Annotated in this window: 23 protein-coding genes, 1 tRNA gene and 1 pseudogene; 11 read left to right on the top strand and 14 right to left on the bottom strand. The window is 59.6% G+C overall.

Annotated elements, in window-relative coordinates; genetic code table 11:
- Positions 1–16: 16 nt before the first annotated feature.
- Positions 17–898 carry an EamA family transporter gene (locus HCK86_RS18175; RefSeq protein WP_176085904.1) on the bottom strand — a complete coding sequence of 294 codons (882 nt, stop codon included), beginning with the start codon at positions 896–898 and terminating at the stop codon, positions 17–19.
- Positions 899–1,001: 103 nt separating this feature from the next.
- Here HCK86_RS18175 and HCK86_RS18170 point away from each other — a divergent pair, with 103 nt between their 5' ends.
- Positions 1,002–1,850 (top strand): LysR substrate-binding domain-containing protein, encoded by an 849-nt coding sequence (locus tag HCK86_RS18170; RefSeq protein ID WP_176085903.1) that lies wholly within the window; start codon positions 1,002–1,004, stop codon positions 1,848–1,850.
- 33 nt (positions 1,851–1,883) lie between these two features.
- Here HCK86_RS18170 and HCK86_RS18165 read toward each other — a convergent pair whose 3' ends face one another.
- Positions 1,884–2,360: a cupin domain-containing protein gene (locus tag HCK86_RS18165; RefSeq protein ID WP_176085902.1), complete on the bottom strand. Its 477-nt coding sequence runs from the start codon at positions 2,358–2,360 to the stop codon at positions 1,884–1,886.
- Positions 2,361–2,472: 112 nt separating this feature from the next.
- On the opposite strand from HCK86_RS18165, the gene HCK86_RS18160 reads away from it, so the two are divergent.
- On the top strand, positions 2,473–3,342 hold the full coding sequence (locus HCK86_RS18160; protein ID WP_176085901.1) for a LysR family transcriptional regulator: 870 nt from the start codon (positions 2,473–2,475) through the stop codon (positions 3,340–3,342).
- A gap of 219 nt (positions 3,343–3,561) precedes the next feature.
- On the opposite strand, the gene HCK86_RS18155 is transcribed toward HCK86_RS18160, so the two are convergent.
- Entirely contained in the window at positions 3,562–4,065 is a 504-nt protein-coding gene (locus tag HCK86_RS18155) for an SRPBCC family protein (protein WP_176085900.1), read from the bottom strand.
- Positions 4,058–4,315 (bottom strand): hypothetical protein, encoded by a 258-nt coding sequence (locus HCK86_RS18150; protein ID WP_176085899.1) that lies wholly within the window; start codon positions 4,313–4,315, stop codon positions 4,058–4,060. The genes HCK86_RS18155 and HCK86_RS18150 overlap by 8 nt, the downstream gene beginning before the upstream one ends.
- A gap of 235 nt (positions 4,316–4,550) precedes the next feature.
- Between HCK86_RS18150 and HCK86_RS18145 the strand changes: the two genes are divergently transcribed.
- From HCK86_RS18145 to HCK86_RS18135, 3 genes are all read left to right on the top strand, one after another.
- A complete protein-coding gene (locus HCK86_RS18145) occupies positions 4,551–4,940 on the top strand; it encodes an MbcA/ParS/Xre antitoxin family protein (protein ID WP_210259953.1) in 390 nt (129 codons plus the stop codon).
- Positions 4,937–5,662: an RES family NAD+ phosphorylase gene (locus tag HCK86_RS18140; protein ID WP_176085897.1), complete on the top strand. Its 726-nt coding sequence runs from the start codon at positions 4,937–4,939 to the stop codon at positions 5,660–5,662. The genes HCK86_RS18145 and HCK86_RS18140 overlap by 4 nt, the downstream gene beginning before the upstream one ends.
- Before the next feature lie 212 nt (positions 5,663–5,874).
- Positions 5,875–8,526 carry a LuxR C-terminal-related transcriptional regulator gene (locus HCK86_RS18135; RefSeq protein WP_176085896.1) on the top strand — a complete coding sequence of 884 codons (2,652 nt, stop codon included), beginning with the start codon at positions 5,875–5,877 and terminating at the stop codon, positions 8,524–8,526.
- Here the strand turns inward: HCK86_RS18135 and HCK86_RS18130 are convergent.
- The 8 genes from HCK86_RS18130 to HCK86_RS18095 form a co-directional block, all read right to left on the bottom strand.
- The gene (locus HCK86_RS18130; protein ID WP_176085895.1) at positions 8,487–9,572 is read right to left on the bottom strand and encodes a DUF917 domain-containing protein; all 1,086 of its coding nucleotides are present in this window, start codon (positions 9,570–9,572) and stop codon (positions 8,487–8,489) included. The genes HCK86_RS18135 and HCK86_RS18130 overlap by 40 nt on opposite strands.
- Positions 9,569–10,660 carry a DUF917 domain-containing protein gene (locus HCK86_RS18125; protein WP_176085894.1) on the bottom strand — a complete coding sequence of 364 codons (1,092 nt, stop codon included), beginning with the start codon at positions 10,658–10,660 and terminating at the stop codon, positions 9,569–9,571. Before HCK86_RS18125 ends, HCK86_RS18130 begins: the two co-directional genes overlap by 4 nt.
- On the bottom strand, positions 10,657–12,210 hold the full coding sequence (locus HCK86_RS18120; RefSeq protein WP_176085893.1) for a hydantoinase/oxoprolinase family protein: 1,554 nt from the start codon (positions 12,208–12,210) through the stop codon (positions 10,657–10,659). Before HCK86_RS18120 ends, HCK86_RS18125 begins: the two co-directional genes overlap by 4 nt.
- Positions 12,211–12,315: 105 nt before the next feature.
- On the bottom strand, positions 12,316–13,410 hold the full coding sequence (locus tag HCK86_RS18115) for an ABC transporter ATP-binding protein (RefSeq protein WP_176085892.1): 1,095 nt from the start codon (positions 13,408–13,410) through the stop codon (positions 12,316–12,318).
- A 72-nt stretch (positions 13,411–13,482) separates the two neighbouring features.
- Positions 13,483–14,583: an ABC transporter substrate-binding protein gene (locus HCK86_RS18110; protein WP_176085891.1), complete on the bottom strand. Its 1,101-nt coding sequence runs from the start codon at positions 14,581–14,583 to the stop codon at positions 13,483–13,485.
- Positions 14,584–14,610: 27 nt separating this feature from the next.
- Positions 14,611–15,417 carry an ABC transporter permease gene (locus HCK86_RS18105; protein WP_176085890.1) on the bottom strand — a complete coding sequence of 269 codons (807 nt, stop codon included), beginning with the start codon at positions 15,415–15,417 and terminating at the stop codon, positions 14,611–14,613.
- A complete protein-coding gene (locus tag HCK86_RS18100; protein ID WP_176085889.1) occupies positions 15,417–16,316 on the bottom strand; it encodes an ABC transporter permease in 900 nt (299 codons plus the stop codon). Before HCK86_RS18100 ends, HCK86_RS18105 begins: the two co-directional genes overlap by 1 nt.
- 4 nt (positions 16,317–16,320) lie before the next feature.
- On the bottom strand, positions 16,321–17,085 hold the full coding sequence (locus HCK86_RS18095) for an aspartate/glutamate racemase family protein (protein ID WP_348641098.1): 765 nt from the start codon (positions 17,083–17,085) through the stop codon (positions 16,321–16,323).
- 358 nt (positions 17,086–17,443) lie between these two features.
- On the opposite strand from HCK86_RS18095, the gene HCK86_RS18090 reads away from it, so the two are divergent.
- Positions 17,444–18,406, top strand: a complete 963-nt coding sequence (locus HCK86_RS18090) for a nitroreductase family protein (RefSeq protein ID WP_176085887.1) — start codon at positions 17,444–17,446, stop codon at positions 18,404–18,406.
- 293 nt (positions 18,407–18,699) lie between these two features.
- Here the strand turns inward: HCK86_RS18090 and HCK86_RS18085 are convergent, their stop codons facing one another.
- Positions 18,700–19,371: a porin family protein gene (locus tag HCK86_RS18085; RefSeq protein ID WP_176085886.1), complete on the bottom strand. Its 672-nt coding sequence runs from the start codon at positions 19,369–19,371 to the stop codon at positions 18,700–18,702.
- Positions 19,372–19,668: 297 nt separating this feature from the next.
- On the opposite strand from HCK86_RS18085, the pseudogene HCK86_RS18080 reads away from it, so the two are divergent.
- Both HCK86_RS18080 and HCK86_RS18075 read left to right on the top strand, forming a co-directional pair.
- Positions 19,669–20,310: pseudogene (locus HCK86_RS18080) on the top strand (TetR/AcrR family transcriptional regulator).
- Positions 20,311–20,315: 5 nt separating this feature from the next.
- Positions 20,316–20,861, top strand: a complete 546-nt coding sequence (locus HCK86_RS18075; protein WP_176085885.1) for a VOC family protein — start codon at positions 20,316–20,318, stop codon at positions 20,859–20,861.
- Between the two features lies 1 nt (position 20,862).
- On the opposite strand, the gene HCK86_RS18070 is transcribed toward HCK86_RS18075, so the two are convergent.
- A tRNA-Ser gene (locus HCK86_RS18070) sits at positions 20,863–20,952 on the bottom strand.
- 284 nt (positions 20,953–21,236) lie between these two features.
- Between HCK86_RS18070 and HCK86_RS18065 the strand changes: the two genes are divergently transcribed.
- The 3 genes from HCK86_RS18065 (at position 21,237) to HCK86_RS18055 (ending at position 24,031) form a co-directional block, all read left to right on the top strand.
- Positions 21,237–22,247, top strand: a complete 1,011-nt coding sequence (locus HCK86_RS18065; RefSeq protein WP_176085884.1) for a septal ring lytic transglycosylase RlpA family protein — start codon at positions 21,237–21,239, stop codon at positions 22,245–22,247.
- A gap of 121 nt (positions 22,248–22,368) precedes the next feature.
- Positions 22,369–23,013 (top strand): dTMP kinase, encoded by a 645-nt coding sequence (gene tmk / locus HCK86_RS18060; RefSeq protein WP_176085883.1) that lies wholly within the window; start codon positions 22,369–22,371, stop codon positions 23,011–23,013.
- Entirely contained in the window at positions 23,006–24,031 is a 1,026-nt protein-coding gene (locus HCK86_RS18055; RefSeq protein WP_176085882.1) for a DNA polymerase III subunit delta', read from the top strand. Before tmk ends, HCK86_RS18055 begins: the two co-directional genes overlap by 8 nt.
- Positions 24,032–24,164 lie beyond the last annotated feature (133 nt).

Genomic DNA, 24,164 nt, shown 5'->3' with positions numbered 1-24,164 from the left:
CTGACCGCGCGGCACTCTATCCTGGGCGCAGCACTTTCCATCCCATGCGAACACCGAAAGTCCCGACGAGAATCAGGATGATTCCGGTTGCCTGCATCCAGCTGAGATGCTGGTCATAGACGACCCGATCGATGATGAGCGTGACCATGGGATAAACAAACGCAAGCACGCCGATCGCGGATGTCTCGAGGTTCGGATAGGACGAATACATCAGGACATAGGCAATCCCGGTCTGAATGATGCCCATGCCGATCAGCCATCCCCAGGATGCACCGGTCACGGGATCGAAGCTTGCGAAGAATGGCGCGAGCATCACGATGCCAGTTGCGGTCTGACAGAGCGCCGTCGTTTCTGGTCGCAAATCACCCAGACGCTTCGCCAGCAATGTTGCCAGCGCATAAAACATGGCTGATAGCAGGGCCAGCAGGACCCCCATGCTCCCGTTCGTTTCATGACCCTGCGGGTCTGCGTTTCCGAAACCCATCAGTGCGACACCGATGAACGCGCCCACGATCCACAGGCTCTGGTCCCGGTCAATCCGTTCCTTGAAGACGCTTGCGCCCATGAGAATCAGGAAAAATGGATGGACATGAAAGAGAACGGTTGCGGCGCCAATCGACGTCAGCGACATGGCCTGAAAGAAGCTTATCCAACCAAGCACGATGAAAATGCCGGAAAGCACCGCGGTGGCAATGTTCCTGATGGTCACTCCGGACGCTGACAGATATCCGCAGGACAGGCACCACAGGCCGAGAAAGGCGGTGGCAAAGACGCAGCGCCAGAACACAGCTGTCACGGGACCGACGGCAGCCTCCGTCGCAAATGCGCCCACTGTTCCGCTGATCGCCATCGCCAGTGCGAGGCGCCCCGCAGAAAATCCGGTCTTTGTGAATGTCATGATTGTCCCGCCATGCTTCATTTGTTGCAGCAGTCTGAACAAAAAGGAGCGATCAGAAAAACGAATAGATTTTAGACCTTCTACCCGTTATGCTGATAGCATCATGACAGCACCTCTGGACCTCGATCTTGTGAAGACCTTCGTCGCCGTCGTAGAGAGCGGTAATCTCTCAAGCGCGGCCCTGCGTATCGGCCGCAGTCAGTCCGCCGTCAGCATGCAGATGCAGCGCCTTGAACAGCATGTCGGCAAGACCCTGCTGATCAGGCAGGCACGCACGGTTGTGCCCAACAGTACCGGTTCGGAATTTCTCATTTATGCGCGGCGCCTGCTCAAGCTTTCGGACGAGGCACAGGCGAGTGTGATCAAGCCGCAGGAAACGGGGCGCGTGCGCATCGGCGTGCCAGACTGTCTGATCTCGCTGCTTCCACCAATCCTTGAGGAATTTGCCGCAGATCATCCCCTGATCTCGATCGAGCTCGTCTGTGATCCGTCCAGCCGGCTGGTGCCGTCACTGGATGCGGGCGATCTCGATCTCGCGCTCATCTCACGGCTGCCGACGCAATCCGTCGAAATCCTGCGGCGCGAAGCTTTCATCTGGACCACGTCTCCGGATCATGTTGCCTGGGACAGCGAACTGCTTCCCGTAGCGCTGTTCGAACCGGGCAGTGCCGCACGCCTGAATGTTCTGGAAGCGCTCGGGGAGGCTGGCAGGGCCTATCGCTGTGCCTATTCCAGTCCCAGCCTTCTCGGTCTGATCGCGCTGGTGCAGACCGGTCTTGCCGTTGCCGCTCTGGCCGAAAGCAGCATTCCCCCGACGCTCTGCCGCGCCGATGACAGTGCAGGCTTGCCCAAGCTTCGGGATCTCGAAATCGGTCTCATGCGCAACCCGACATCGTCGCTCCCGGCGGTCGACCGGCTGGAACAGGTTCTCCGGCGAAGGCTTGCGCGATAAGCGGCAAGCGGCGTCACGATCCTTGCGGCCCGGTCATTTCCTGGGCCGAAGGCTGACAACCGGACCGACGATCGCCTGATCATAGGCCTGACAGACAGCATCGACTGCTTCTTGCAGATGCGGGACCGGCAGTGCAGACAGCGCCAGAAAGAAGCGTTCATGTTGCGCCGGTGTCGATATGAGCGTCATCCTGGCGGGGCTGGAACCAAGCGCGCTAAAGCTGTGAATAGCACCTTTGGCGACATGGATATGTTCGCCTGGACCTGCTGCAAACCTGTCTTCGCCCACCAGGAACAAGAGCGAGCCGCTGGCCACATGAAAAACCTTGTCCTCGTGGAAGGATATGTGTGCCGGCGCCCCCATGCCCGGTGAAACCACCATGTCCATGACGGTGAACGGGCCGGTATCGTCTCCGAGAAGAATATCCGCCTCAATCCCGGAAAAGCTGGCCCTGCCGAAGGGGGACAGTCGGCCGCTGATGGCTGGCTGGGTGCCGGTGGTCTTTGTCATGAACGTTCTCCCTGTCTTCACGGCGATCTTTGCTGTCTTGCTCTTGTCTAGCGCCGGATGATTGCGCAGATTAGCCATGAATAGGTGACATGATTAGGCAGAATTCTGGACAATGAGCAAGCTCGACCCGTTGCTGACTTTCGTGGAAGTCGTGAATGCTGGCAGCTTCACGGGCGCGGCAGAACGCCTGAACATGCCCCGCTCGACAGTCAGTCTGCATGTGAAAAAACTGGAAACGTCGCTCGAAACCCGCCTGCTGAAACGGTCAACACGGTCTCTTTCACTGACGGAAGACGGACGAAGACTGTTCGAGCAGGCCAGCGAGGGGCTGTCGATCCTGACCAGAACGTTGGATTCGATCCGTGACAGGCCCGGTGCGCTGAACGGTCTGATCCGACTTACCGCGCCTGCTGATTTTCCGAGCGAAACCCTCGCAGCGGCGATGGCCGCGTTTCAGGATCTTCATCCGAACATCCGTTTCGAGATCACTCTGACGAACGCGACACTGGATTTGGTGGCGGATAACGTCGACATCGCGATCCGGATCAGCCGGCGCGGCGGGACTGAACGTGTGGAGCGATGGCTGCAGGATATTGCCTGGCAATTTTGCGCCAGCGCGGAATGGGTGGCGAGAAACGGAGCGCCGCAAACGGTTGCCGACATCAGGGACTTCATTTCGCCAATGCCCGGTCTGAAATCGTTTCTGGAACAGGCTGTGCTCGGTGAGGCGAAATTGCCGGATGGCCGCATCATGGCGGACAATCAAGGTTTGATCCGCGATCTTGTGCTTCAGGGGCGTGGTGTCGGTCTGCTGCCGAAGGGAATGACCGATGATGCGATTGCGGACGGTCGGGTTGTCGTTGTGCTGGATGATGCGGTGCTCGCCACGACCCGTCTGAACCTGACTTTTCCGACGCGCGCTGACATGGTGCCTCGGGTACGCGCCTTTGCCGATTATTATTGCCGCTTGTTTCATGCCTGAGCGCAAGGGATGGGCTTGAGCGGATCGTCCAGCATCGTCGTGTCTGGCGCTGTGGTCATGGTTCAGCGTCGCGGCTCCAGCCTTGCAGTCCGAGATGGCGCTCCGGTCTGTCGTCCGAACAACGGGCAACGCATTCTTGCCGATGGCTGTCCATATGGCTTCTGAGGCGTTCCGGCTGCGGCATGGTCAGGACAATCTGCTTCGCTGCCCTTCTGGCGATCAATCCGGGGACTGTTCTGCAATCCGGGTCCGGTTTTCAGCAATCAAAGTCCGCCATCCTTCCATCATCTTTGCATAGGCGGACGGATTGAAGGTTTCACGAAGCCTTGTGTTTCCAGCCTCACTCAGGGCCGTGAGGCTGTAGGTGACATGGATCGTTGTTCCGCCGCCGTGATCGGAGCCCACGGAAATGTCCACCGTTCCGGTGTCGACTTCCGGCGTTGTGCGGACATAGAGCGCATGCCGTGTTGCGGTGTCGTAGTCGATAACGAGCCAATAGGTTCTGGCACCCTGTTGACCTGTCACAAAGACGGTGCCCTTTTCAAATCCGTTCCCGCTCAAGATCGTCGGGTTCCAGTCAGGCACCCATGATTTTTCGCCCGGCGCCGTGAACAAGGGCAGCGCCTTGTCGGGCGCGACGTCGATCTCAAAGGCGCCGCTTCTATAAATCGTCAATGCCTCGAAGGAACCAGGCTTTTCGCATCTTTGCTGGAGATCATTCATCGCCGCATTTCTCCGAGACTTTATGGCTGTCTGCCGCAGTCAAATCGAGGTCATAGACACTTTTCAGCTGTTCGATCTTCCTGCGGGTCTCCTTTGAAAACGGTGCGGTGCCCTCGAAACTGTGGAGCGCGATGCCTTCGATGAGATCGCCCAGCGACATGTCGAGATGTTCCGCCAGCCCCTTGAGCACTTTGAGCAGGCGCTTCTCGATGCGCACACCGGTTTGGACACGTTGGATCGGTTCTGCCATGTGTGTTATTTTGGTACCAAAGTACCAGACTGTCAATCGCAATGGCATGGAGCCTGTTTGCCGGTCAGAAACCGCCAAGAAAGACTGACCTGCCGCAGGGGCTATCCGGACGAATTCGCACGTCACATTCGGCAGCGGGCAGGTGGCTTTTATCGGAAAGCCGATCGATCTGTTCTGATCATATGGCCTTTACAAAAGGACCATATGGACTACATTGAGGGCAATGGAGAACGATATGCAGGTCGCAGAGCGAATTCGAAAGCCGGAACACGTCAACACCGTTGCGCTGAAGGCCTATGCCCGGATTGCCGAGGCCTGGGGTCTCAGCCTGAAGCAGGCTGCGGGCCTGGCCGATATGTCGGAAAGCACATGGAAGCGGGCGAGGAAGCCCGATTTTGCCGGTGAGCTGACGAAGGACCAGCTCCTCCGGCTCAGTGCCGTCATCGGCATTTACAAGTCGCTCGAACTCTATTTTTCCGAACCGCTTGCCCGCAGCTGGTTCACCCGGCCCAATACCGGCCCGCTCTTCGGTGGCAGCCGGCCGATAGACACGGCGATCGAAGGCGGGTTGCCGCAGATCCTTTCGGTACGGACCTATCTGGATGCATTGCGTGGTGGCGCATGAGACAGACCGAGATTTCCGACCGCGGTCTGGTTCGTCTGCTGCCTTCCACCTATCACAAGCCGCCGGCGCTGCGCGGTCTCGTTGATGGCGACGATGAGATGGACATTCTCGCCGAGATCGAAGGCCTGACAAGCAGCCGTCTTCTGGCCGAGCGTGGCCGCAATCCGCATTTCGATCCGCGGGAACTTGCCTGGCAGCGGCGGCGCCTTGATCTGCGCATTTACGGCGACACCCATGTCAACGCCGCCTTCACCTATACGCGGGCAGGCGGGAACCGCTTCAATTCCGGGGAGCGCGGGGCCTGGTACTGCGCCTGGGATATGTTGGTTTCCATCAGCGAAGTGGCCTGGCACCGGACGCGTGAACTCCGCTTTACCAACTGCTTTGAAGATCGCGCCCGTTACGTGGAGCTTCTGGCGGATTTCATCGGGGTGTTCGATGACATGAGCGACGAGCCGGAACATCCGGCGCTCAATGCGGATCCTGAGATCGGCTATCCCGAAGGGCAAAGCCTCGCTCTCAAGCTCCGCCGGGCAGGGTCACGCGGTCTGATTTACCCCTCGGTCCGCGCCCCGGCCCCTGGGGGGAACTGTCTGGTCTGCTTTGAGCCACGCGCCATCCAGAACGTCCGCCCGGGAGCGTCCTGGGACCTGATCTGGGACGGGACTCCGCATTACACGATCGCGGCCGTCGTTGCGGACGTGAACGCAGGAAGACCTTGAACGCCGTGACCCGAGCTGTCAGCATGAAAGCTCGGGGCGATCTTCGCGCTCTGGTCCATATTGATTGACGGCAGTGCCGGCGTACTGAAATTGCGCGATTTTCTCAGTTGAGCTAGATAGAATTCATCTCTTGGAACTGATCATTCGCCAGCGAAACCGTAGCAGCCGATCCTTTCGTCCAACGCAACTGACATGAAACGCAGCGCCTTAGCATGACCATCAAAACGGGTATCGTGAGCACAGGACAGCCAGACAGCCGGCCAATGCCACCGCGCAACGCCCTGAAGCTTCTGGCCCGTGCCGAACTTGAAAGCCGGCTCGCCGCCGGTCTTGAAGGTCAGGTCGTGCTGATTCAGGCACCGGCAGGCTATGGCAAGACCGAACTGATGGCCAAGCTGTTCCGTACCGCCGAACGGCGCGGGCGGCGGGCGCTGTGGTTCAGTCTCGCGACGGAAGATGCGGCGGACGATGTCGAGCAACGGCTCGCGGCTTCGCTTGGCGCAGACGCTGCAAAGCCCGGATGGCTTGATGCGTTCTGCCGCAGCACAGCAGCGATCATCGAGCTTTACTTTGATGATGCGGGACGGATGCAGGATCCTGCCCATCTGGCGTGGCTTCTTGACCGGCTGCCGGACAATGTCCGCATTGCGATCGCCGGACGCCGCGTGCCGGAGCTTCCGTTGTCGCGGCTGCGCATGCGTGGGCTTCTGGCGGAATTGACCGCACGGCATCTCCAGTTCAGCCGCGGTGAAGTCCGCCAGCTTCTCGGGCCATGGCTGACCCATGAAGAGATCGAGCGTGTGCATGAAACGCTTGGCGGCTGGCCCGCGCTCAATCGTCTTGCCCTGATTGAGCTGGAACGTGGCGTCAAGGGACTGGAGCGGACCGCCCTTATCGCCGGGCAGTCACGGGTCTACCGCGAGTTTCTCCACGAGGAAGTGTTCCCTTATCTCGACGCCATGGAATTGCGTGTGCTGAAGGCAGTTGAAGGGATCGACGAGTTCACCCTGAAAATTGCCGCCGCACTTGCGGACCTTCCTTATGACTATGGCACGCTGCGCAAGATCGAGCGGCTCTCACCGCTGATTGAAACCGAGGAGCAGAATGCCGGCTGGCTTCGCCTTTCACCCGTTGCGGCAAGTGCGCTCGAAGTGCTGCACACTGGCGAAAGCGACAGGGCGCGCAAGGAGAGGCACATCCGTGCAGCCCGGCTCTTTGCTGAGAATGGCAATCTGGCGAAATCGGTGCTGCATGCCTCGATCGCCGGGGAATATGACCTCGCCGTCAGGACCATCGAACAGGCTGGCGGTGTGGAACTGTTTCTGCGGGCCGGCTACACCGTTCTGCGCGGCATCATCCGCGCCGTTCCGCATGCAGTGGTGCTCAAGACCCCGTCGCTGCGGCTCTGCCGGGCTGTCATGCTTGCCAAGACCGGCCGGATTGGTGAAGCGCGTGCCGTTCTTGATGCCCTGCTCGAGGACACGCGCATGGGCCATATTCCCGCGAGCGAACAATGGGTCGGCATGCTGCGTCACATCGACAGCCTCAGCGAGGTCTACGAGGACCGCGCCATGGACCTTGCCGGCATCACCTGGCTTCGCGAGGAGGCGGATGGCGAGCGCAGGGAAAACACCTGGCGGCTTGGCTGGATCTATAATCACCTGACGATCTGCTACACCCGCATGGGCGAGCTGGATGCGGCCTCGGCGACGGCGGAGCGCGGACTTGCCCTCTATCAGGAGGAACGATCCACCTATCCGCAGGCCTTCATGCTCATCCATCTCGGCTTTGTGAACATGCTGGCCAATAACCTGCACACGGCGCTCGACTATCTGGATCAGGCCTTCAAGATCATCCATGCGCAATACTGGAATGATGCCAATCTGCTGGCGATTGCCAATGTGCCGCTTGCGGGCGTCCGCTACCGTCAGGGCCGGGTGAAGGAAGCGGGCGAGTTGATGCAGCGTGACGTGCCGATCATGGAAAATGGCGAGGGCTGGGTCGATTTCTATGTCGAGGCCTATTCGGTGCTGTCGCGTGCGCGCATGGCCGAAAGCGGACTGTTTGCCGCCCAGGAGGTGCTGGAAAGCGGTGTCCAGCTCGCCCATGCCCGCAACCTTCCACGCCTGAGGCAGGTGCTTTCCATTCTCAGACTGGAGCTTCAGACCTTCGCAGGCGCGCTTGATGCTGCAGAAATGACCATCCAGAGCTGGCCGTCAATCTCAAACCCTGCCGACTGGCCGACCCACCGGGAATGGTGGGATGCCACGATCGCGATCAGCCGCCTGCGCTTGCGTCAGGGTGAACACGCTGAAGCCGCTGCGCTGCTGGAAGCGCTTGCGGCGACCGTTCGGGGCGCCGGCCGGGCAGAGCATCTGCTGCGCACCGATCTTCTGCTGGCCGAAGCCTATGCGCAGGCGGGCAAGGATGATGCTGCCGTTGCCGCGCTGAGTGAGGCGGCCGCATTGGCACTGGCCTCGGGCCAGATCCAGTATTATCGCGATGAGGGGCGTGCTTTTGCCGAAACCATGCGCAAGCTTGTGCGGCGCGTCGGGCTTTCCCGCATGGGCAACACGACATCGCAATATCTGGCTGCCGTCGTCGTGCCCGAGGTGAGGCGCATTCCGAATGGTGGCCTGCTGAGCCGACGCGAAGCGGAAGTGCTGTCGCTCCTTGCCGAAGGCCTGCCCAACAAGGCAATTGCCCGCCGGCTCAATATCGGTGAGCCGACGGTGAAGTTTCACCTGAAGAACCTGTTTGCCAAGCTCGGCGTGTCGCGCCGCTCGCTTGCCGTTTCCGTCGCCCGCCAGAGCGGGCTTCTGGCTCAGGATCCGCCAAGCGGTGCGTATGTGGCGTCGATGTGAAACGCGGATGGGCCAAAGACGGCCAGCGCTTCGGGCGTACGCATGATTTCAGGCACGCGAATGCCGAGAATGTTCACCCGCTGGCCGTAGCGCAACCGTTCGGTCGGAATGGCTTCTGCGGTATCGATGTCCAACACGCAGATGAGATCGGGCACCACGGCAATCACGTCGCCGTTGCGTTCCAGTGACAGATTTTCGTTCTGGATGCGAATGGAATAGGGTTCGCTGCCATCAAAGGGGGCAATGGTGACAATGCCGACCGACCAGCCATTTTCAACCTTGCGGGCGATATCGGCCACCTTGCCTGAACCCAGAACCTCGGCATGGCCGTAATGGGTGGTTTTCAGGAATTCGATCAGGGTGGCGAGCGGCGGTTTCTTCGCCCGCTTCGCTTCGCGCAGCACCCGTCCAATATCCTGTGCCAGCGATATCGTCGCCGGAACGGAGACCCGCTTCGCCGTTTCGCCGCTCATCGGGTAATTGATGAGGCTGACATGCCCGCCCATGCGAATGCAGATACCGCGTGCGAGGAACTCGGCCTTTGCCGCATCCTCTGTCTCGACCATGGCAAGGTTGCCGCGTTCGTCGGCCATGGCGACCGGCGCTGCCTTGACGCCATAGACGTTGAAGGTTTCCATTTCGAGCTGCGGAAAGGCGCGGCCCATACCATCAGCATCAACCAGCGGCAGGCCGGTCTGGGCGGCAAGCACGATCGGCAGGCAGGAATTCAGCCCGCCCGCTTCAAACGGCATCAGTGCATCGACCTTCTCACCGGTGACATCTTCATAATGGTGCAATGCCATCAGCATTTCGTCGCCGGACGGGATTTTTTCGATGAGGATCGTCGGTGCGCCCATGGCGCCGCCGGTGACGACCTTCGCATCGTCCGGCAGCTCATCCAGCGAGATCAGCTTGACAGGCCCATGTTCTTCGATGGCGCAGCGCGCGAGCAGCTTGCCGATATAGGGATCGCCGCCGCCGCCGGTGCCAAGAATGGCGGCGCCGACAGCGATATCTTCCAGATCTTCGGGGTGAATCTCTCTCATGCCGATAGCTCCTCGATCCTGGTATAGGGCTCATCGAGCCCGAAGCATTTCGGGCCGAAGACGGCGAGTGCTTCCGGTGTGCGCATGATGTCCGGCACGGAGACCGAGATCACCGTCACGCGCTGGCCATAGCGCAGCCCTTCCGTCGTGATCGGCTCAGCCGTTTCGCTGTCCATGATGCAGATGAGATCCGGCACGATGGCACGGACCTTGCCGCCAACCCGGGCGATCAGGTTCTCGTTCTGGATCTCGATTTCCATCACACCATCATAGGCGCCGAAGCCCTCGATCTTTGCCCGGCCCATCGAAAAGCCGTTGCGGGTCTCGCGCTGAAGATCGGCGATCTTGCCGGAATAGATGATGGTCGCAAAGCTGTAGAGCGTCTTCGGCATGAAGGCGAGCAGTGCTTCGAACGGGCTTTGGTGATTGGCCTTGGCCTCGCGCAGAACCCGGCCGACCTGGATGGCAAGCGACAATGTGCGCGGCACGGCCGTGCGCTTCACCTCGGCGCCGGACATCGCGTATTCGGCGATATAGGCCGCGCCGCCCATGCGGATGGCGACGCCACGCGACAGCCATTCCATCATTTCGTTGGAACGCGCCTCGATCAGCGTGCAGTCGCCCCATTCGTTGGAAACCGCCATCGGGCAGCCGGAAACGCCATAGACCCCGAAGGTTTCCATCTGCAGTTCCGGAAAGGCCCGGCCCATGCCGTCGCCATCGACAATCGGCAGGCCCATGCGCGCGCCGACCAAAAGCGGAATGGTGGAATTGATTCCGCCGACTTCAATCGGCATCGTATGTGTTGCCGTCTTGCCAAGCCGTTTTTCCAGCCGCTTCAAGGACAGGATGGCCTCCTCGCCGGAGGGCAGCTTTTCCACGAGAACGGTGGGCGCTCCCATCATTGCGGTCGGAATGACAAGTGCATCGTCATCGAGCGTATCGGGATCAACGAGCTCGACAGTCAAGCCGTCATCAAGGCATTTCTGCACCATCTGACGACCAATATAGGGATCGCCGCCACCGCCTGTTCCAAGAAAGGCCGCTCCGACGGAGAGGTCCTTGAGATCCTGGGTTCCTAGTTTCACTTCGCGCCCTCCTTGAGTGCAAGGTCGCCGACGGCCTTGACCCGGATGCGGGTTGCCGAGCCGGGCAGATAGGCCAGCGGCACTTCCTCGATATCCATGATCTTCACGGTCTCGGCCACGGCGCCGGCATTCACCGCATTGGCGGAGGCTTCTGCCTTGGCCTCATTGAGGACATCGTCGCGGTTACGGCCTTCCATGGCATAGATCCGGTCGACCTCACCGCCAACCTGGGCGATCGCCGCGCCGATGGCATTGGCAACACCGGCATTTTCCGGGCGGATCACTTCGCTGGCCGAGGGCAGGTCACGGGAAATCAGCACCGAACCGCCGCCGACCAGAATGACCGGCAGCTTGTCGGCTGAGGTCTTCATCCGGTCGACAGCCTCATCGACCATGCGATGCATGGTGTCGATCGCGGTATCGATGGTCGACTGCGGAATATGTTTCACAAGCGAAGCGTCGCCAATATCGGCAAGACCGGCAGCAACGATGATGTCCGTTGTCGTCAGCGTGTCGCCGCCGAACACCAGCGCCTTTGTGGTAATTTCGTAGCCAACCGAATCCGGGCCGATACGGGCACCATCGTCACGCACAAGCGAACCGCCGCCAAGGCCGATGGCGAGCACGTCCGGCATGCGGAAATTGGTGCGCACGCCACCGATATCTACGGCAACAGCGCTCTCGCGCGGAAAACCCTGCATCAGCATGCCGACATCCGAGGTCGTGCCGCCGATATCGACGACCATCGCATCGCCGATGCCGGCAAGTCTTGCCGCACCGCGCATGGAATTGGTGGGGCCGGAAGCAAAGGTCAGCACCGGATAGCGCTCCACGTGCTCCGGCGTCATCAGCGTTCCGTCATTCTGGCTGATGAAGAAGGGCGCCGTGATACCCTTTTCCTTCAGTGCCGAGCGGAACGAGTTGACCACCTTGGTCGAAAGCTCGGCAAGGCAGGCATTCATGATCGCGGCATTCTCGCGCTCGAGAAAGCCGACCCGGCCGATCTCATGGCTGAGCGAAAGCGCAACACCGGGGCATTCCTGCTTCAGCATGTCTGCCGCGCGCAGCTCCATCACCGCTGTGACGGGGGAGAACACCGAGGTGATGGCAGCGGCGCGGATCCCGCGTTCCCGGATTTCCTTGGCAACCTCAAGCAGGCCGGCTTCATCGAGCGGCGCGATTTCGCGACCGTCGAATTCGTGACCGCCGCGCAGCATGAAGGTGTGGCGGCCGAGCGTGTCGGCAAGATCTGCTGGCCAGTCGGTCATCGGCGGCACACCGCGCGTCGCCGGCAGGCCGATGCGGATCGCCGCGACTTCCAGCAGGCGGCGGCGCTCGATGACGGCATTGGTGAAATGGGTCGTGCCGATCATCACCGCTTCGATGGCGTCGGGTTTGACTCCGCTCTCGCCCATGACAATCGAGAGAGCAGCCGAAATACCGGAGCTGACGTCTTCCGTCGTCGGTGACTTGCAGCCGGCAATCACCGTGTCGCCATCCAGAATGACGGCATCGGTGTTTGTGCCGCCCACATCAATGCCTATCCGCATTGTGAAATCCTCTCAGTGAAGAAAATAGTTTCCTGTTCCGGCGCAAGCATCTCGCGTCGGCTCCGTTTTCATCTTGTTTTTGTTCGCTTTTTAAAGCGTCCGAGGCTAACCGCCTGCGCTTACGGATGGATCATCGGGCAAGACACGCGCCCGTTTTTCCGTCCAGCCGATCTGAACCTGATCGCCGCGGCTCCACCGGGCGAGGTGCATCTGGTTCTGTCGCTCGGCGACAATCTCCTGACCCGCGACATCCAGCCGGTAACGCAGCATCGCGCCCTGATAGGTCTCATCGACCACCGTGGCGTTTACCAGCGAGACGCCCTGCGCTTCTGCCTCGGGCCCCATCAGCACGTTTTCCGGGCGGATGATCAGTTTGGCAGGCATGTTCCTGGCGAGGTGGTGTCGCGTTCCGGCCTTCAGCACATGATCGCCGAGGCGGAAGGTTGCGACACTGTCTGATGCCTCGAGCGCGGTCACGTTGACGACGTTCGACTGGCCGATAAAGGTGGTCACGAACAGTGTCGCCGGCTCCTCGTAGATCTCGCGCGGCGTGCCAGAATGCTCGATCTGGCCTGCCCGCATGACGCCGATGCGGTCCGACATGGTCAGCGCCTCGTCCTGGTCATGGGTGACATAGATCGTGGTGATGCCGAGCTTCTGCTGCAGATCCTTGATCCAGAACTTCATTTCCTCGCGCAGCGTCTTGTCGAGCGCCGACAGCGGTTCATCGAGCAGCAGGATCCGCGGTTCGGTCACGAGAACACGGGCAAGTGCCACGCGCTGCTGCTGACCGCCGGAAAGATTGCGCTGAAAGCGATCCTCAAAACCGGCCAGGCCGACCTGTTCAAGGGCGCTTTTTACCGCCTTGTCGATCTCGGCGCGCGGCTTTTTCCGGAGCTTCAGTCCGAAGGCGATATTGTCGGCGACCGACATATGCGGAAAGATTGCATAGTTCTGGAAGACGATACCGATGTCGCGTTTTTCGGGGGGCAGGGGCGTGAGGTTCTGGCCGCCGACGAGGATACGCCCGGTCGTTGGTTTGACGAAACCCGCGACCATGCGCAGCGTTGTCGACTTGCCGCAACCCGAAGGGCCAAGCAGCGCGTAGAACTCGCCTTCCCTGATGTCGAGCGAAAGGGAATCGACAGCGGTCGATTCGCCATATTGCTTTGTGAGTTTTTCCAGCCGGATATCGGACACGGCGTTGCTGCCTCGTTTGTGATGTGACGTTGGCGGAAGCGGGCCGACGCGCGGCCCGCCTTGCGTTTTTGTTTACGAACCGAAGATCTCGTTGCAGGTTTCGACGATATCGATCTCGTTGGCGAGATAGGCCGACCAGTCCGGAATATGCAGACCAGCAGTGGCATCAGCCGTGTTTTCGACACCGCGCTTGGCCATTTTTTCCGGAATGACAGCGTTCTTGTTGGTCGGGCGCATCCAGAATTCATCGGCAAAGCCGCTCTGGAACTCGGGTGTGAGCATCCGGTTCAACAGCGCAAAAGCGAGCTTCTTGGAGGTCGGATCGGCATATTTGCTGATCGTCTGGGTCTGGGTGAGGATGCCCTTATATTCATCCCAGTAATAGAGCTCGACCGGCACGCCCTTTTCCTGCTGCAGCAGGGCTTCGGCATCGGACTGCACGGCGATGTTGACTTCGCCGCGCTCGACCAGCGCTGCCATGTTGCCGGTGAAATCGGAAATCTTCATCGGCATTGCATCCTTCATCGCCTGGTAACCGGCGTCGAAGTCGGTCTCGCTGCTGCCATACTGGGCGCAGGAGGCCATGAAGAACATCATCTGCAAGGTGTTGGAGGTGATGTAGGTGCCGCGCTTGCCGGAATAATCAGGCAGCCAGAAGTCCTTGAAGCTCTTCGGCGTGATACCGGTATCGGTGCGGTAGACATAGCAGTAGCGCGAGAACGCCCAGGTGATGCCAACGCCGGTTTCCAGCGAGAAGTCCCAGAGCTGAGATGTGTTCGGCACGTTGGCCTTGATTTCGTCAACCGGCATGAAGTAATCGCCCGCACCGGCGGTCTTGAACATTTCCGGCATGTTCCAGTTGTTCATGGCGAAGGGCGGGTTCTTGGGGCCGGCCGCGACATATTTCGGGAACCAGGGGAAGGTGCTGTCATAGCGGATCTGGCAGTTGAAGTCCTTCTGGAACTGATCGAGCACCAGCTTGTTCTGGGTTTCCTCCCAGTAACCGCCCCAGCCGGCAATGTTGAGGACGGCGCCGCCAGCATCGAACACACCGCCATCATAGGTGACATCCTGCGAGAAGGCATGGTTGATGTTGAACAGGCTGACGCCTGCGGTTGCCGCACTCGCCTTGAGCAGGGTGCGTCGTGTGAGGCCTTTCTTGGAATCGGTCATGCTTTTCCCTTTCTGGAGTTGGACGGCTTAACGCCGGCTCAGCAGTTTTTTGAGGTTGGAGAGGCGTGTTGAAATCAGTGTCGAAACCGTGACCAGGCAGATTGCGAAAATGCCTGCCGCAGCCGCTGTCGGCTCGAAGGCATAACGCAGCGAGGAATAGATCGCCAAAGGCAGGGTCTGCAGGTTCGGCGTTGACAGAAACAGGGTCAGTTCGAACTGGCCGAAGGAGACGATGAAGGCGAAGATGGAGCCCGCCGAAATGCCGGGTGTGATCAGCGGCAGCGTGACCTTCATGAAGGCCTGTACCGGTGAGGCGCCCAGCGACCGGGCAGCCTCTTCGACCGACAGATCAAGGTCGACCAGCGAAGCGGTGACGGTCGCGATGACGAAGGGCATGGTGACCAGCACATGGCCGATGATCAGGCCCGTGAGACTGCGTGCCAGCCCGACATCGCTCCAGATGTAGAAGACATAAAGCGCAATGCCGAGCACGACGCCGGGCAGGACCACCGGCAGGAAGAAGATTGCACGGAGGAATTCGCGCGACCGGCTGACACTGCGGGTCAGAAAGATCGATGCCAGCGTGCCGAGAACGGTCGAGATGATGCTTGTTGCCAGTGCCAGCGCGAAGGACAGCTTGAAAGCGGGCAGGAAGGTCGGCGACACGAAGAAGTTCTTGATCCAGCGCAGCGAGAAGCCCTGCGGCGGAAATGTCAGATAATCACCGGAATTGAGGCCCGCCAGAACAACGATGGCAACGGGCACCAGCAGGACAAGCAGCGCGATCGCAGCGATGACCCGAAAGGTGAATGGAATGGGATTGACATCTTCCATCAGACGCGGCCTCCGGCATTGCGGCGCAGGGCAAGGATATAAAGCCCCATCGCGAACAGGGATGTGATGAACAGGATCGCGGCAACGGCAGCACCGAACTGCCAGCGCCCGACCTCGGCAATCTGCTGATAGATATGGATCGGCAGGGTGATGACCTTCCAGCCGCCCATCAGTGCCGGCACAACGTAAGAGGAGATGGCCAGCGCGAATACCAGCAGCGTTCCGGCATAGACGCCCGGCAGGGACAGTGGCCAGGTGATGGTGCGCATCACGTGCCAGCGAGACGAACCGAGGCTGCGGGCGGCCTCCTCAAGCGACGGGTTGATCGAGCGGATTGCGCCGATCAGCGACAGCACCATGAAGGGAAGGGTAACCTGCACCAGACCGACGATCACACCAAAGGCGTTGTACATCAGCGGCAGCGGCTCGCTGATGATGCCCAGTGCCATCAGGCCGGAATTGATCAGTCCCTTGTCGCCCATCAGCACCATGAGACCATAGAGCCGGATCACCATGTCGAGCTGCATTGAGCTCAGGACCAGGATCGTCAGCAGCGTCGCCGTGCCGGGCTTCAGGGTCCGCGCGATGATGAAGGCCAGCGGATAGCCTATGAAGAGACAGACCGCCGAGACCACGGCGCCGATCCATACCGAACGCCAGATCGCCATGTAATAAAGCGATTTCGTGAAAATGCGCTCGTAATTGTCGAGTGAGAAGTTGCCCTGAAACGTGATCTGTCCGGGCATGGCCTTGTCAAAGCTCGAGAGAAACAGCGAAATGACAGGGATCAGGAAGAACAGGATGATGAACAGGATCGCGGGCAGCACCAGCCACCAGAGATTGGGCTTCAGCCATGCAGGCCGCGTCCTTTCATAAGTCGCCACGGTCGTATCGGTCATGAAATCACTCCGCTGCCTTCAGACGCAGGTCCGGCATGTCATAGCCGGGCATGGGTTTTTCGGGCGGCAGAGGATAGGTGCGTTCCGAATGGCTGAGATTGGCCCGCACCAGCCCGGCGGCGATGTTGACGGCGGTGGGAATCGGGTCAATCACGGGAACATCGATGCCGCGTTGCAGCAGGCCTTCGCGCACGGCCGCGGCGCAGCCGAAGAGGCCGGTGCAGCCGAAAATGATCGCATGTGCGCCATCGCGTTCGACGGCCTTTTGCGCTTCGTCGATAAGAATGCGGCGGGTCTTGTCCATGTCTGCCTCCAGCTCCAGCACCGGTATTTCAACCGAGCGAGCAGATGCCATGCGCGACGACAGGCCGGCAAGAGCTGCGGCATTTTCGAACTGGGCAATCAGGCGATTGACAATGGTGATGACGGAAAACTTGTGCCCCAGCATGGCCGCGATATGCATGCCGGTATTGCAGGGGCCGAGAACCGGGATCGAGACGGTTTCGCGCGCTGCCTTCAGGCCTGGATCGCCCATGCAGTCAATCACGCAGGCATCAACGCCTTCGCGCTCCGCCTCGATGATCCTGGCAACGGTATCGGGTGCTGCCAAAGCACCTTCATATTCACTTTCGATCGAAGCCGGGCCCTTGGAAATCTGCGTTGCCGAGACAATCAATCCATCCGTCTCAAGCGATTTCACGGCCGCATCGGAGCGGAAGCCGAGCGTGGTGATGGGGGAAATGATACGGACATGTACTGGCTTGGCCACGGCTATGTTCCCTGAGGTTTTTCCGGCGTCTTTTACGACTGTCATAGTGTGAGCCAGAACGCGACGAGAGAAGGGATTTCACGGATGGGTTTTTGATTCATTCGGACGAAATATTGAATGAGGTCTGTGCAGAAAACCATCCAAATGGATAGGTGACGTATAAAATATCTATAAAAATAAATAAGTTAAGTATTGTAAATATACGCCGTCCACATCGCAAAAACCTATCCTAACCGAATGGCAGGGCCTTGCGTTGCCGCGCGATCCGCAACAATCTCATGGCAGATAGCCTGCTGGAGTCATGCTTATGTCCGGATCCCTTCCCGAACCGCGCCCACCCGTTTCAGAGCGAAGAGACTTGTTCTCCAAGCTGATTTTCAACACGTTGCGTGATGCCCGACGCTTCTGGCGCAGTTCCTTCACCGGAGCTGCAAGAAGCCGTGAAAATCTGCGTGCCCGGATCGCCATCGGCCTGCATTTTCTCGAATATGGCTCCGCGCTTGAAGGCGCCAGGCCCGGCCACGGACAGGAAAAGGCCAATCAGCTTGCCGCCGATATCGATACCTTTATCGGCCATTTCGGCCCTGACGCGACAACCGAGATCGCGCTCAGGACTCTGGAGGGCTATCTGGCCTTCAATGCAGGCAGCGACATCGATCTCGATGCGATCAGGCAGGTCGTGGCGCGCCATCGCGACAGTCGCGACACCGGGCTCAGAGGCGGCGTTGAGACCGTTACGGCGGACGACATTCAGAAGCACGGCATGATCGATTTCATGTCCTTTGCCGAGGCTCGCCACTCGATCAGGACCTACAAGAAGGCGGACGTGCCGAAATCGTCGATCGCGCAGGCGGTACGGATCGCGCAGCAATCGCCATCGTCCTGCAACCGGCAGACATGCCGCGCCCGCATCTGGACAGACCCGGCCGATATTGCGCGGATCACTGCGCTGCAAAACGGCAATCGCGGCTTTGGCGACCAGCTCGGCGGCATCGCGATCATCACCTCGGATCTGGCCCATTGGGAACATGCGCATGAGCGCTATCAGGGCTGGATCGACGGAGGCATGTTCGCAATGAGCTTCGCCTACGGTCTGCATGCCGAGGGGCTTGGCGCGGTGATGCTGAACTGGTCCGTCACCCATGATCAGGACGATAAACTCAGGCATCTGATCAATCTGCCGGAAAGCGAACTGGTCATCACCATGGTCGGTTTCGGCGTCTTGCCTGAAAAACTCAAGGTGCCGGTGTCGCAGCGCAAGCCGCTTGACTATGCTCTGGTGCTCAACGCTCCGCTGCCCGACGCCGAACATGAAATGTAGGTATCTGGCGGCGCGCAGGCGACATTGCCAGCAAGGCGAGGGCCGTGAAGCACAGGCTGCAGGACCTTGGTCATCCGAGAGCAATGGACTGCAGGGCCACCGGAGCCGCAAATGCCTGAACGGCAGGGTCCGGCGCCTGCATCCACAAAGATCTGTTCGAAGACTTGCGATCCCGCCAGCAGAGCCAGCCGCCTAGCGCATCGGCTCGAGAACCGGAACGATATTCGAAAAGAACGATGCGGAGATCCAACAAGATTGAGCGTCCTGCTGCGTCCAAAAGGACACACGGCGCTCTAGAAACGGCGGACGAAGCTTACCGAAATCTTGTTCATGCTGGCACTGACGCTGTCATTGCCGGCCGGGAGAATGTCGAATTTTTCGGAGGGAAATTCGACTCGGCGATACTCCAGGCGAAGGCCGTTGGTATTGCTCCAGAGATATTCGACTCCGCCGCCGGCGGTCCAGCCAGACATGAATTTGGCGTCTGAAATGGCCAGCGTATCGTTCTTCACGCTGGTATTGGCAAAGGCGTAGCCGCCCGTCGCATAAAGCAGCGTCCGCTTCCAGATGTAGCCGATTCGACCGCCGACAGAGCCGTCGAGATCCGTGAAAGCCTTGTATCGATAGGGGCCGCCATTGCTGGACGCACTGCCGTCGAAGAAATCGTAGTTCACGTCGACGCGCGGACCAAACAGCAGATGGCCCTTGAGGAAATCATATCCACCGGACACGCCGAGCGTGAAGCCATCGTCATTTTTCAGCAGGGAATTATCGTAGGAGATCTCGCCATAGCCGATATTCGGCTTGATGTAGAAGCCCGTCCACGACGACATGACCGGAGCGTTTTCATAGTTGGGGATCAGAAGATTATAGGGGCCGCTCAGATTGCCGATCGGCTTGAGCGAATCCGGCAGTTCCTGCGCCATTGAAAGGGTTACGGAGGAAAGAAACGCTGCTGTTGCCAAAGCGAATGATGTTTTCCGGGCAGCTTTCAACATGACTTTCCTGAACCTTGTTATGAATTTCGAGCGGCGTGACGATGATCAACTGAAAGCGGGCTTCTTTCAGACTGAGCAGATCTCACCCCGGTGATTTTCTATTTTATGTATCTTGCACCTTACGGCCGGTCAATTGGAAACCACAATATGATGGCCTTTGATCGATGGTTTGAGTGCGCATCGACCGACCATCTCCGTCTGGCCTTGGCAGCCTCGGTTTGCGTTTGAATTAACTCAATACCGACCAGTTGGTATTAATTCTAGATGTCACTCCCAGCGAAACAAGCGCCGGAGCGCGGCGATGCCCGGACCAGGCTGCTTGAAGCGGCACGCGATCTCGTGCGAAAGAAGGGGTTCGCCGCGACAACGGTCGATGATCTCTGCAAGTCTGCAGGGGGCACGAAAGGGGCGTTTTTTCATCACTTCAAATCGAAAGATGCTCTCGGCGTAGCCGTGGCAGATTTCTGGACTGAGACAACAAGCGCCTTCTTCGAAGGTGCGCCCTATCACGCGCCAGGCGATCCGGTTGAGCGCGTCCTGGCCTATATCGCCTTCCGTCGCGCGATCATCACCGACAGAATACCGGAGTTTACCTGTCTGGTTGGCCCCCTTGCCCAGGAAGTCCATTCTTCCGCGCCGGAGATACGCGATGCGGCCGGTGCCAGCATCTTCAGCCATGCCGCAACGCTCGAAGCTGATATTGCCGCCGCCATTGCGGCGCGCGGCATCGACCCGGACGGATAGACGCCAAAGTCACTCGCCCGGCATTTTCAGACCGTCATTCAGGGCGGTTTCATCCTTGCCAAAGCCGGCAATGACCCGGAACTCGCACGAGAGGCTCTGGACCACCTCGACCGTTATGTTCGCTGCCTGTTCAGCGCTCCTGCGCCCGCCCACTCAGGATGACCGAAATGACTGACCGACCGAATTCGCGCCTGTGCATCTTTCTCAAGGACGGGGCTGAAGTCGCCGCGCGCTTTTACGCGGCAACGCTGCCCGACACCACTGTCGATCATGTTCAGAACATACGGCCGAATATGGCGATGGTCTTCTGGACCTGCATGGCTACGCGATACATGCTCATGGATGGCAATGACAGTTTCGCGCCGAAACACGATCATTCGATTTCGATTGCCACACTCGATCAGAGCGAAACCGACCGGCTCTGGGATGCGTTGAGCGCTGGCGGCAGCGAAGGGCGTTGCGGCTGGCTCCGCGATCGCTTCGGTGTGCATTGGCAGATCATCCCGACGGCTCTCGCCCATATGCTGTCCGATCCCGACCGGGTGGCGGCGGGGCGTGCGCAGGCAGTCATGATGGGTATGAAGAAAATCGCCGATGCCGACCTGCCGTTTGCCGGTTCGCTCCGCATGCTGCCAAGAAGACGCGCTCGTGAGCGCCAACTGCCGTTGTGCGGTGATGGCGGTACCGGGGGGGCAAGCAGCAATCGGTGGTGAATGGCGGATGGGGTGGGATTCGAACCCACGGTACAGTCTCCTGCACGCCGGTTTTCAAGACCGGTGCCTTAAACCGCTCGGCCACCCATCCGGCCAAAGTGCCTGAAGCACATTGCTGGCGGCTTTATCATCGGGGGCTCGTTGCGGTCAATGGCTGTCAGCATTGCGGCAGCCAATAAATGATGAAATTCAAAAAAGTTGAGGATGATTGACGATGCACCTATTTCGAGTATTATCCTACGACAAATTAAGTATGCCATAAATCGGTCAACTTCTGGGCTGACATGGCACTATGTTTGCGGCACATTGCGCGTCCGCATCATTTCATGAGGTCAAGCACGCCGGCAAGCGTGTGCGTAGTCGAGAAAGCACTGCATGGACGATTTCCGTTTCTCTGGGGCCCTCAAGGCCCCCGTGGCTCTGATCGCGCTGAGCGTTCTTCTTACCGGCTGTAACAGCATTACCGAGACGGCAAAGTCTCTGGAGATGGGCAGCAAGAAAGAAGTCGCCAAGGCCGATGATGATGCCGACAGTAATGCCGGCATCCGAAGCTATCAGAAGGTCGGAAAGCCCTACATGATCAATGGGCGGTGGTACACGCCTGCCGTAAACCCGAACTACAGCAAGGTTGGGCTCGCCTCATGGTATGGCGGCTCTCTCGACGGTTCTCTGACGGCCAATGGCGAAACCTTTGATGCCGACCATCTTTCCGCTGCCCATACGACCATGCCGTTGCCGAGTTACGCCCGCGTGACCAATCTTTCCAACGGCTATTCCGTTATCGTCCGCGTCAATGATCGCGGACCTTTCGTTGATGACCGGATCATCGATGTCTCGCACAAGACAGCGCAGATCCTCGATATGACCGGGGATGGCGTTGCCAAGGTCCGTGTCGATTATGTCGGCCCGGCCCCTGAAAAACCGAATGACATGAAATTCCTTCTGGCCTCCTTCAAAAAAGGCAAGACGGATCAGCATATTATCGATCCCGAACGCTTTGGCGACAATGCCGCGATCGCCAAGGCCGAGACACCCTCAGAGGTCAGTCAGTCTGTGCCCGCGGATGCTGTCGCCTTTGCCGAGCCGCAGAAGGCTTCCGCCCCCGCGGCCGCTGCCGCTGCCGCCCAGGAAGCACTCAAGCCGACACTGGCTGCGCCTGTGGCCCAGATCACCGTGTCACAGGTTGTCATTCCAAGCGTCGTGCCGCTCCCGACGCGTGATCCCGGCATGCTGGCGCCGGCAGCATCGCCGCCGCAACAGCTCGCCCTTGCTGAGACATCCAGGCCTGTTGGCACCGAGCCGCAGGTTCAGGCTGAAGATGCCTTTGCTGTCATGTCCAAGAACGTCGTGATCCCGGCAACGGTTCCCATTCCGCTGAAAAAATAGCTGAGTTTCGCGCCGCGCTTGAGGGGCCTGGTTCCAATTGCGCGGGTGATTTTGGCTGCTGGCCTTTTGCAAAACCGGTATTTGCTCTAAAGCTCGGACAGGTTTTGGCTGAGAGGTTTCATTGAAGCGCGGATTGTTCATCACATTCGAAGGCGGCGAGGGGGTTGGCAAGTCGACTCAGATCCGTCTTTTGCGGGATCGGCTCGTCACTTTGGGGCACGATGTCGTCGTGACCCGTGAGCCAGGCGGCTCTGATGGCGGTGAGGCGGTGCGCCATGTGCTGCTGTCCGGTGCGGCCGAACCCTTTGGCGTGGCGATGGAGGTGATGCTGTTCGCCGCAGCGCGCAATGATCACGTTGAAGAGGTCATTCGTCCGGGGCTTGAGCGCGGCGCCATGGTTCTCTGCGACCGTTTCATGGATTCGTCCCGCGTCTATCAGGGCGCGACGGGCGGTCTGGAGCCTGCATTCGTTGCCAATATTGAGCGCATCGCCATTGATCATGTTCAGCCGGACTGCACGTTGATTCTGGACCTCGATGCTGCGACGGGCCTTTCGCGAGCCCAGACCCGCGCTGGCGGTGCGGCCGACCGCTTTGAAAAGGAAGATGTGGCGGTGCATGAAGCGCGGCGGCAGGCCTATCTGATGATTGCTGCCACCGAGCCGGAACGCTGCGTCGTCATCGATGCTGCGGGCGGGGCGGATCAGGTGGCGGCGGCCATCTGGCGGGCCGTCGAACCCTTGCTCGGCGAGGTCAGGCATGGCTGAGGGAGACGTGCTCGACGGTGCGGTTGCGCCGGCCGAAAATACCAGGCTTTTCGGACACAAGGCAGCCGAATCCTATCTGGCGGAAGCCTATCGGAGTGGCAAGAACCATCACGCCATCCTGATTGAGGGGCCCGAGGGGATCGGGAAGGCCAGCCTTGCCTTTCGCTTTGCCAACCACATTCTGCATCATCGGGTGGCAGCCGAAGCTCCGCTGACGCTTGCCGACCCTGATCCTGCATCGCCGGTGACACGGCAGATTATCTCTGGCGCGTCGCATGATCTGCTGCATTTACGCCGGCCTGTCGATGCCAAGACCGGCAAGGTGAAATCGGCGATCACCGTGGATGAGGTGCGTCGGGCAGGGCACTTCTTCGCGCAGACTTCCGGCACGGGCAACTGGCGTATCGTCATTGTCGATGCCGCCGATGATCTGAACCGAAATGCCGCCAATGCGATTTTGAAGATACTTGAAGAACCGCCACGTAACGCATTGTTTATGTTGCTGTCTCATGCGCCTGGGCGGCTGCTTCCAACCATCCGGTCCCGCTGTCTTCCGCTACGGCTCCGCCCGCTTGCAACCGATGATCTGATGGCGGCGCTGGCCAATCTCGGGATTAGCGTTCCGGCAGACGAGCGTGACGAGATCGCCATGCTTTCGGCCGGCAGCGTTGGTCAGGCACTGAAGCTGATCAATTATGGCGGACGCGATATCATCGCCGGCTATCACGAGGCACTGACGGGCGGTGATGGCGCAGCGCGGCTGATGACACACCGGCTGGCTGACACGCTTTCCAAGCGCGAGAACGAGGCGATTGCCGATTTTTTCCTCTCCTATCTCGAGGAGGATCTGCAGGCCAAGGCGCGTGAAGCCGCGTTTGAGGGCAAGCTGGAACGGGCCGAGGCGATTGCCCGTTTCTCCGTCGATGCAACGGCAGAGATCCGTCAGGCGCGCGCCTTTAACCTCGATCAGAAGCAGCTGATGATTGATCTCGTCGGCGCGATCCGTGATCTTGGCTGACACCGCCCCTTGAATGCTGTTTTGCGGCATGGTTGGACTTGAAGCCGCCGTGGTCTGGGGTTAAGACCGCTCGAGATAAAACGGCCGTCCGCTCCGGACACCGGCCGGGATGAAACACCAATCGCCCGAAGAT

It is taken from the genome of Martelella sp. HB161492 (assembly GCF_013184775.1).
In the GTDB taxonomy this organism is placed as follows: Bacteria; Pseudomonadota; Alphaproteobacteria; order Rhizobiales; family Rhizobiaceae; genus Martelella.
This window is presented reverse-complemented; position numbering and strand designations above follow the sequence as displayed.

Excerpts from the sequence above, each read along its gene's own strand:
- HCK86_RS18165 (WP_176085902.1), bottom strand. The coding sequence starts at position 2,360 with ATGACAAAGACCACCGGCACCCAGCCAGCCATCAGCGGCCGACTGTCC.
- HCK86_RS18130 (WP_176085895.1), bottom strand. The coding sequence starts at position 9,572 with ATGAGAGAGATTCACCCCGAAGATCTGGAAGATATCGCTGTCGGCGCC.
- HCK86_RS18075 (WP_176085885.1), top strand. The coding sequence starts at position 20,316 with ATGACTGACCGACCGAATTCGCGCCTGTGCATCTTTCTCAAGGACGGG.
- HCK86_RS18145 (WP_210259953.1), top strand. The coding sequence starts at position 4,551 with ATGCAGGTCGCAGAGCGAATTCGAAAGCCGGAACACGTCAACACCGTT.
- HCK86_RS18160 (WP_176085901.1), top strand. The coding sequence starts at position 2,473 with ATGAGCAAGCTCGACCCGTTGCTGACTTTCGTGGAAGTCGTGAATGCT.
- HCK86_RS18120 (WP_176085893.1), bottom strand. The coding sequence starts at position 12,210 with ATGCGGATAGGCATTGATGTGGGCGGCACAAACACCGATGCCGTCATT.
- HCK86_RS18105 (WP_176085890.1), bottom strand. The coding sequence starts at position 15,417 with ATGGAAGATGTCAATCCCATTCCATTCACCTTTCGGGTCATCGCTGCG.
- HCK86_RS18110 (WP_176085891.1), bottom strand. The coding sequence starts at position 14,583 with ATGACCGATTCCAAGAAAGGCCTCACACGACGCACCCTGCTCAAGGCG.
- HCK86_RS18140 (WP_176085897.1), top strand. The coding sequence starts at position 4,937 with ATGAGACAGACCGAGATTTCCGACCGCGGTCTGGTTCGTCTGCTGCCT.
- HCK86_RS18150 (WP_176085899.1), bottom strand. The coding sequence starts at position 4,315 with ATGGCAGAACCGATCCAACGTGTCCAAACCGGTGTGCGCATCGAGAAG.
- HCK86_RS18170 (WP_176085903.1), top strand. The coding sequence starts at position 1,002 with ATGACAGCACCTCTGGACCTCGATCTTGTGAAGACCTTCGTCGCCGTC.
- HCK86_RS18065 (WP_176085884.1), top strand. The coding sequence starts at position 21,237 with ATGGACGATTTCCGTTTCTCTGGGGCCCTCAAGGCCCCCGTGGCTCTG.
- HCK86_RS18055 (WP_176085882.1), top strand. The coding sequence starts at position 23,006 with ATGGCTGAGGGAGACGTGCTCGACGGTGCGGTTGCGCCGGCCGAAAAT.
- HCK86_RS18135 (WP_176085896.1), top strand. The coding sequence starts at position 5,875 with ATGACCATCAAAACGGGTATCGTGAGCACAGGACAGCCAGACAGCCGG.
- HCK86_RS18100 (WP_176085889.1), bottom strand. The coding sequence starts at position 16,316 with ATGACCGATACGACCGTGGCGACTTATGAAAGGACGCGGCCTGCATGG.
- HCK86_RS18155 (WP_176085900.1), bottom strand. The coding sequence starts at position 4,065 with ATGAATGATCTCCAGCAAAGATGCGAAAAGCCTGGTTCCTTCGAGGCA.
- HCK86_RS18175 (WP_176085904.1), bottom strand. The coding sequence starts at position 898 with ATGACATTCACAAAGACCGGATTTTCTGCGGGGCGCCTCGCACTGGCG.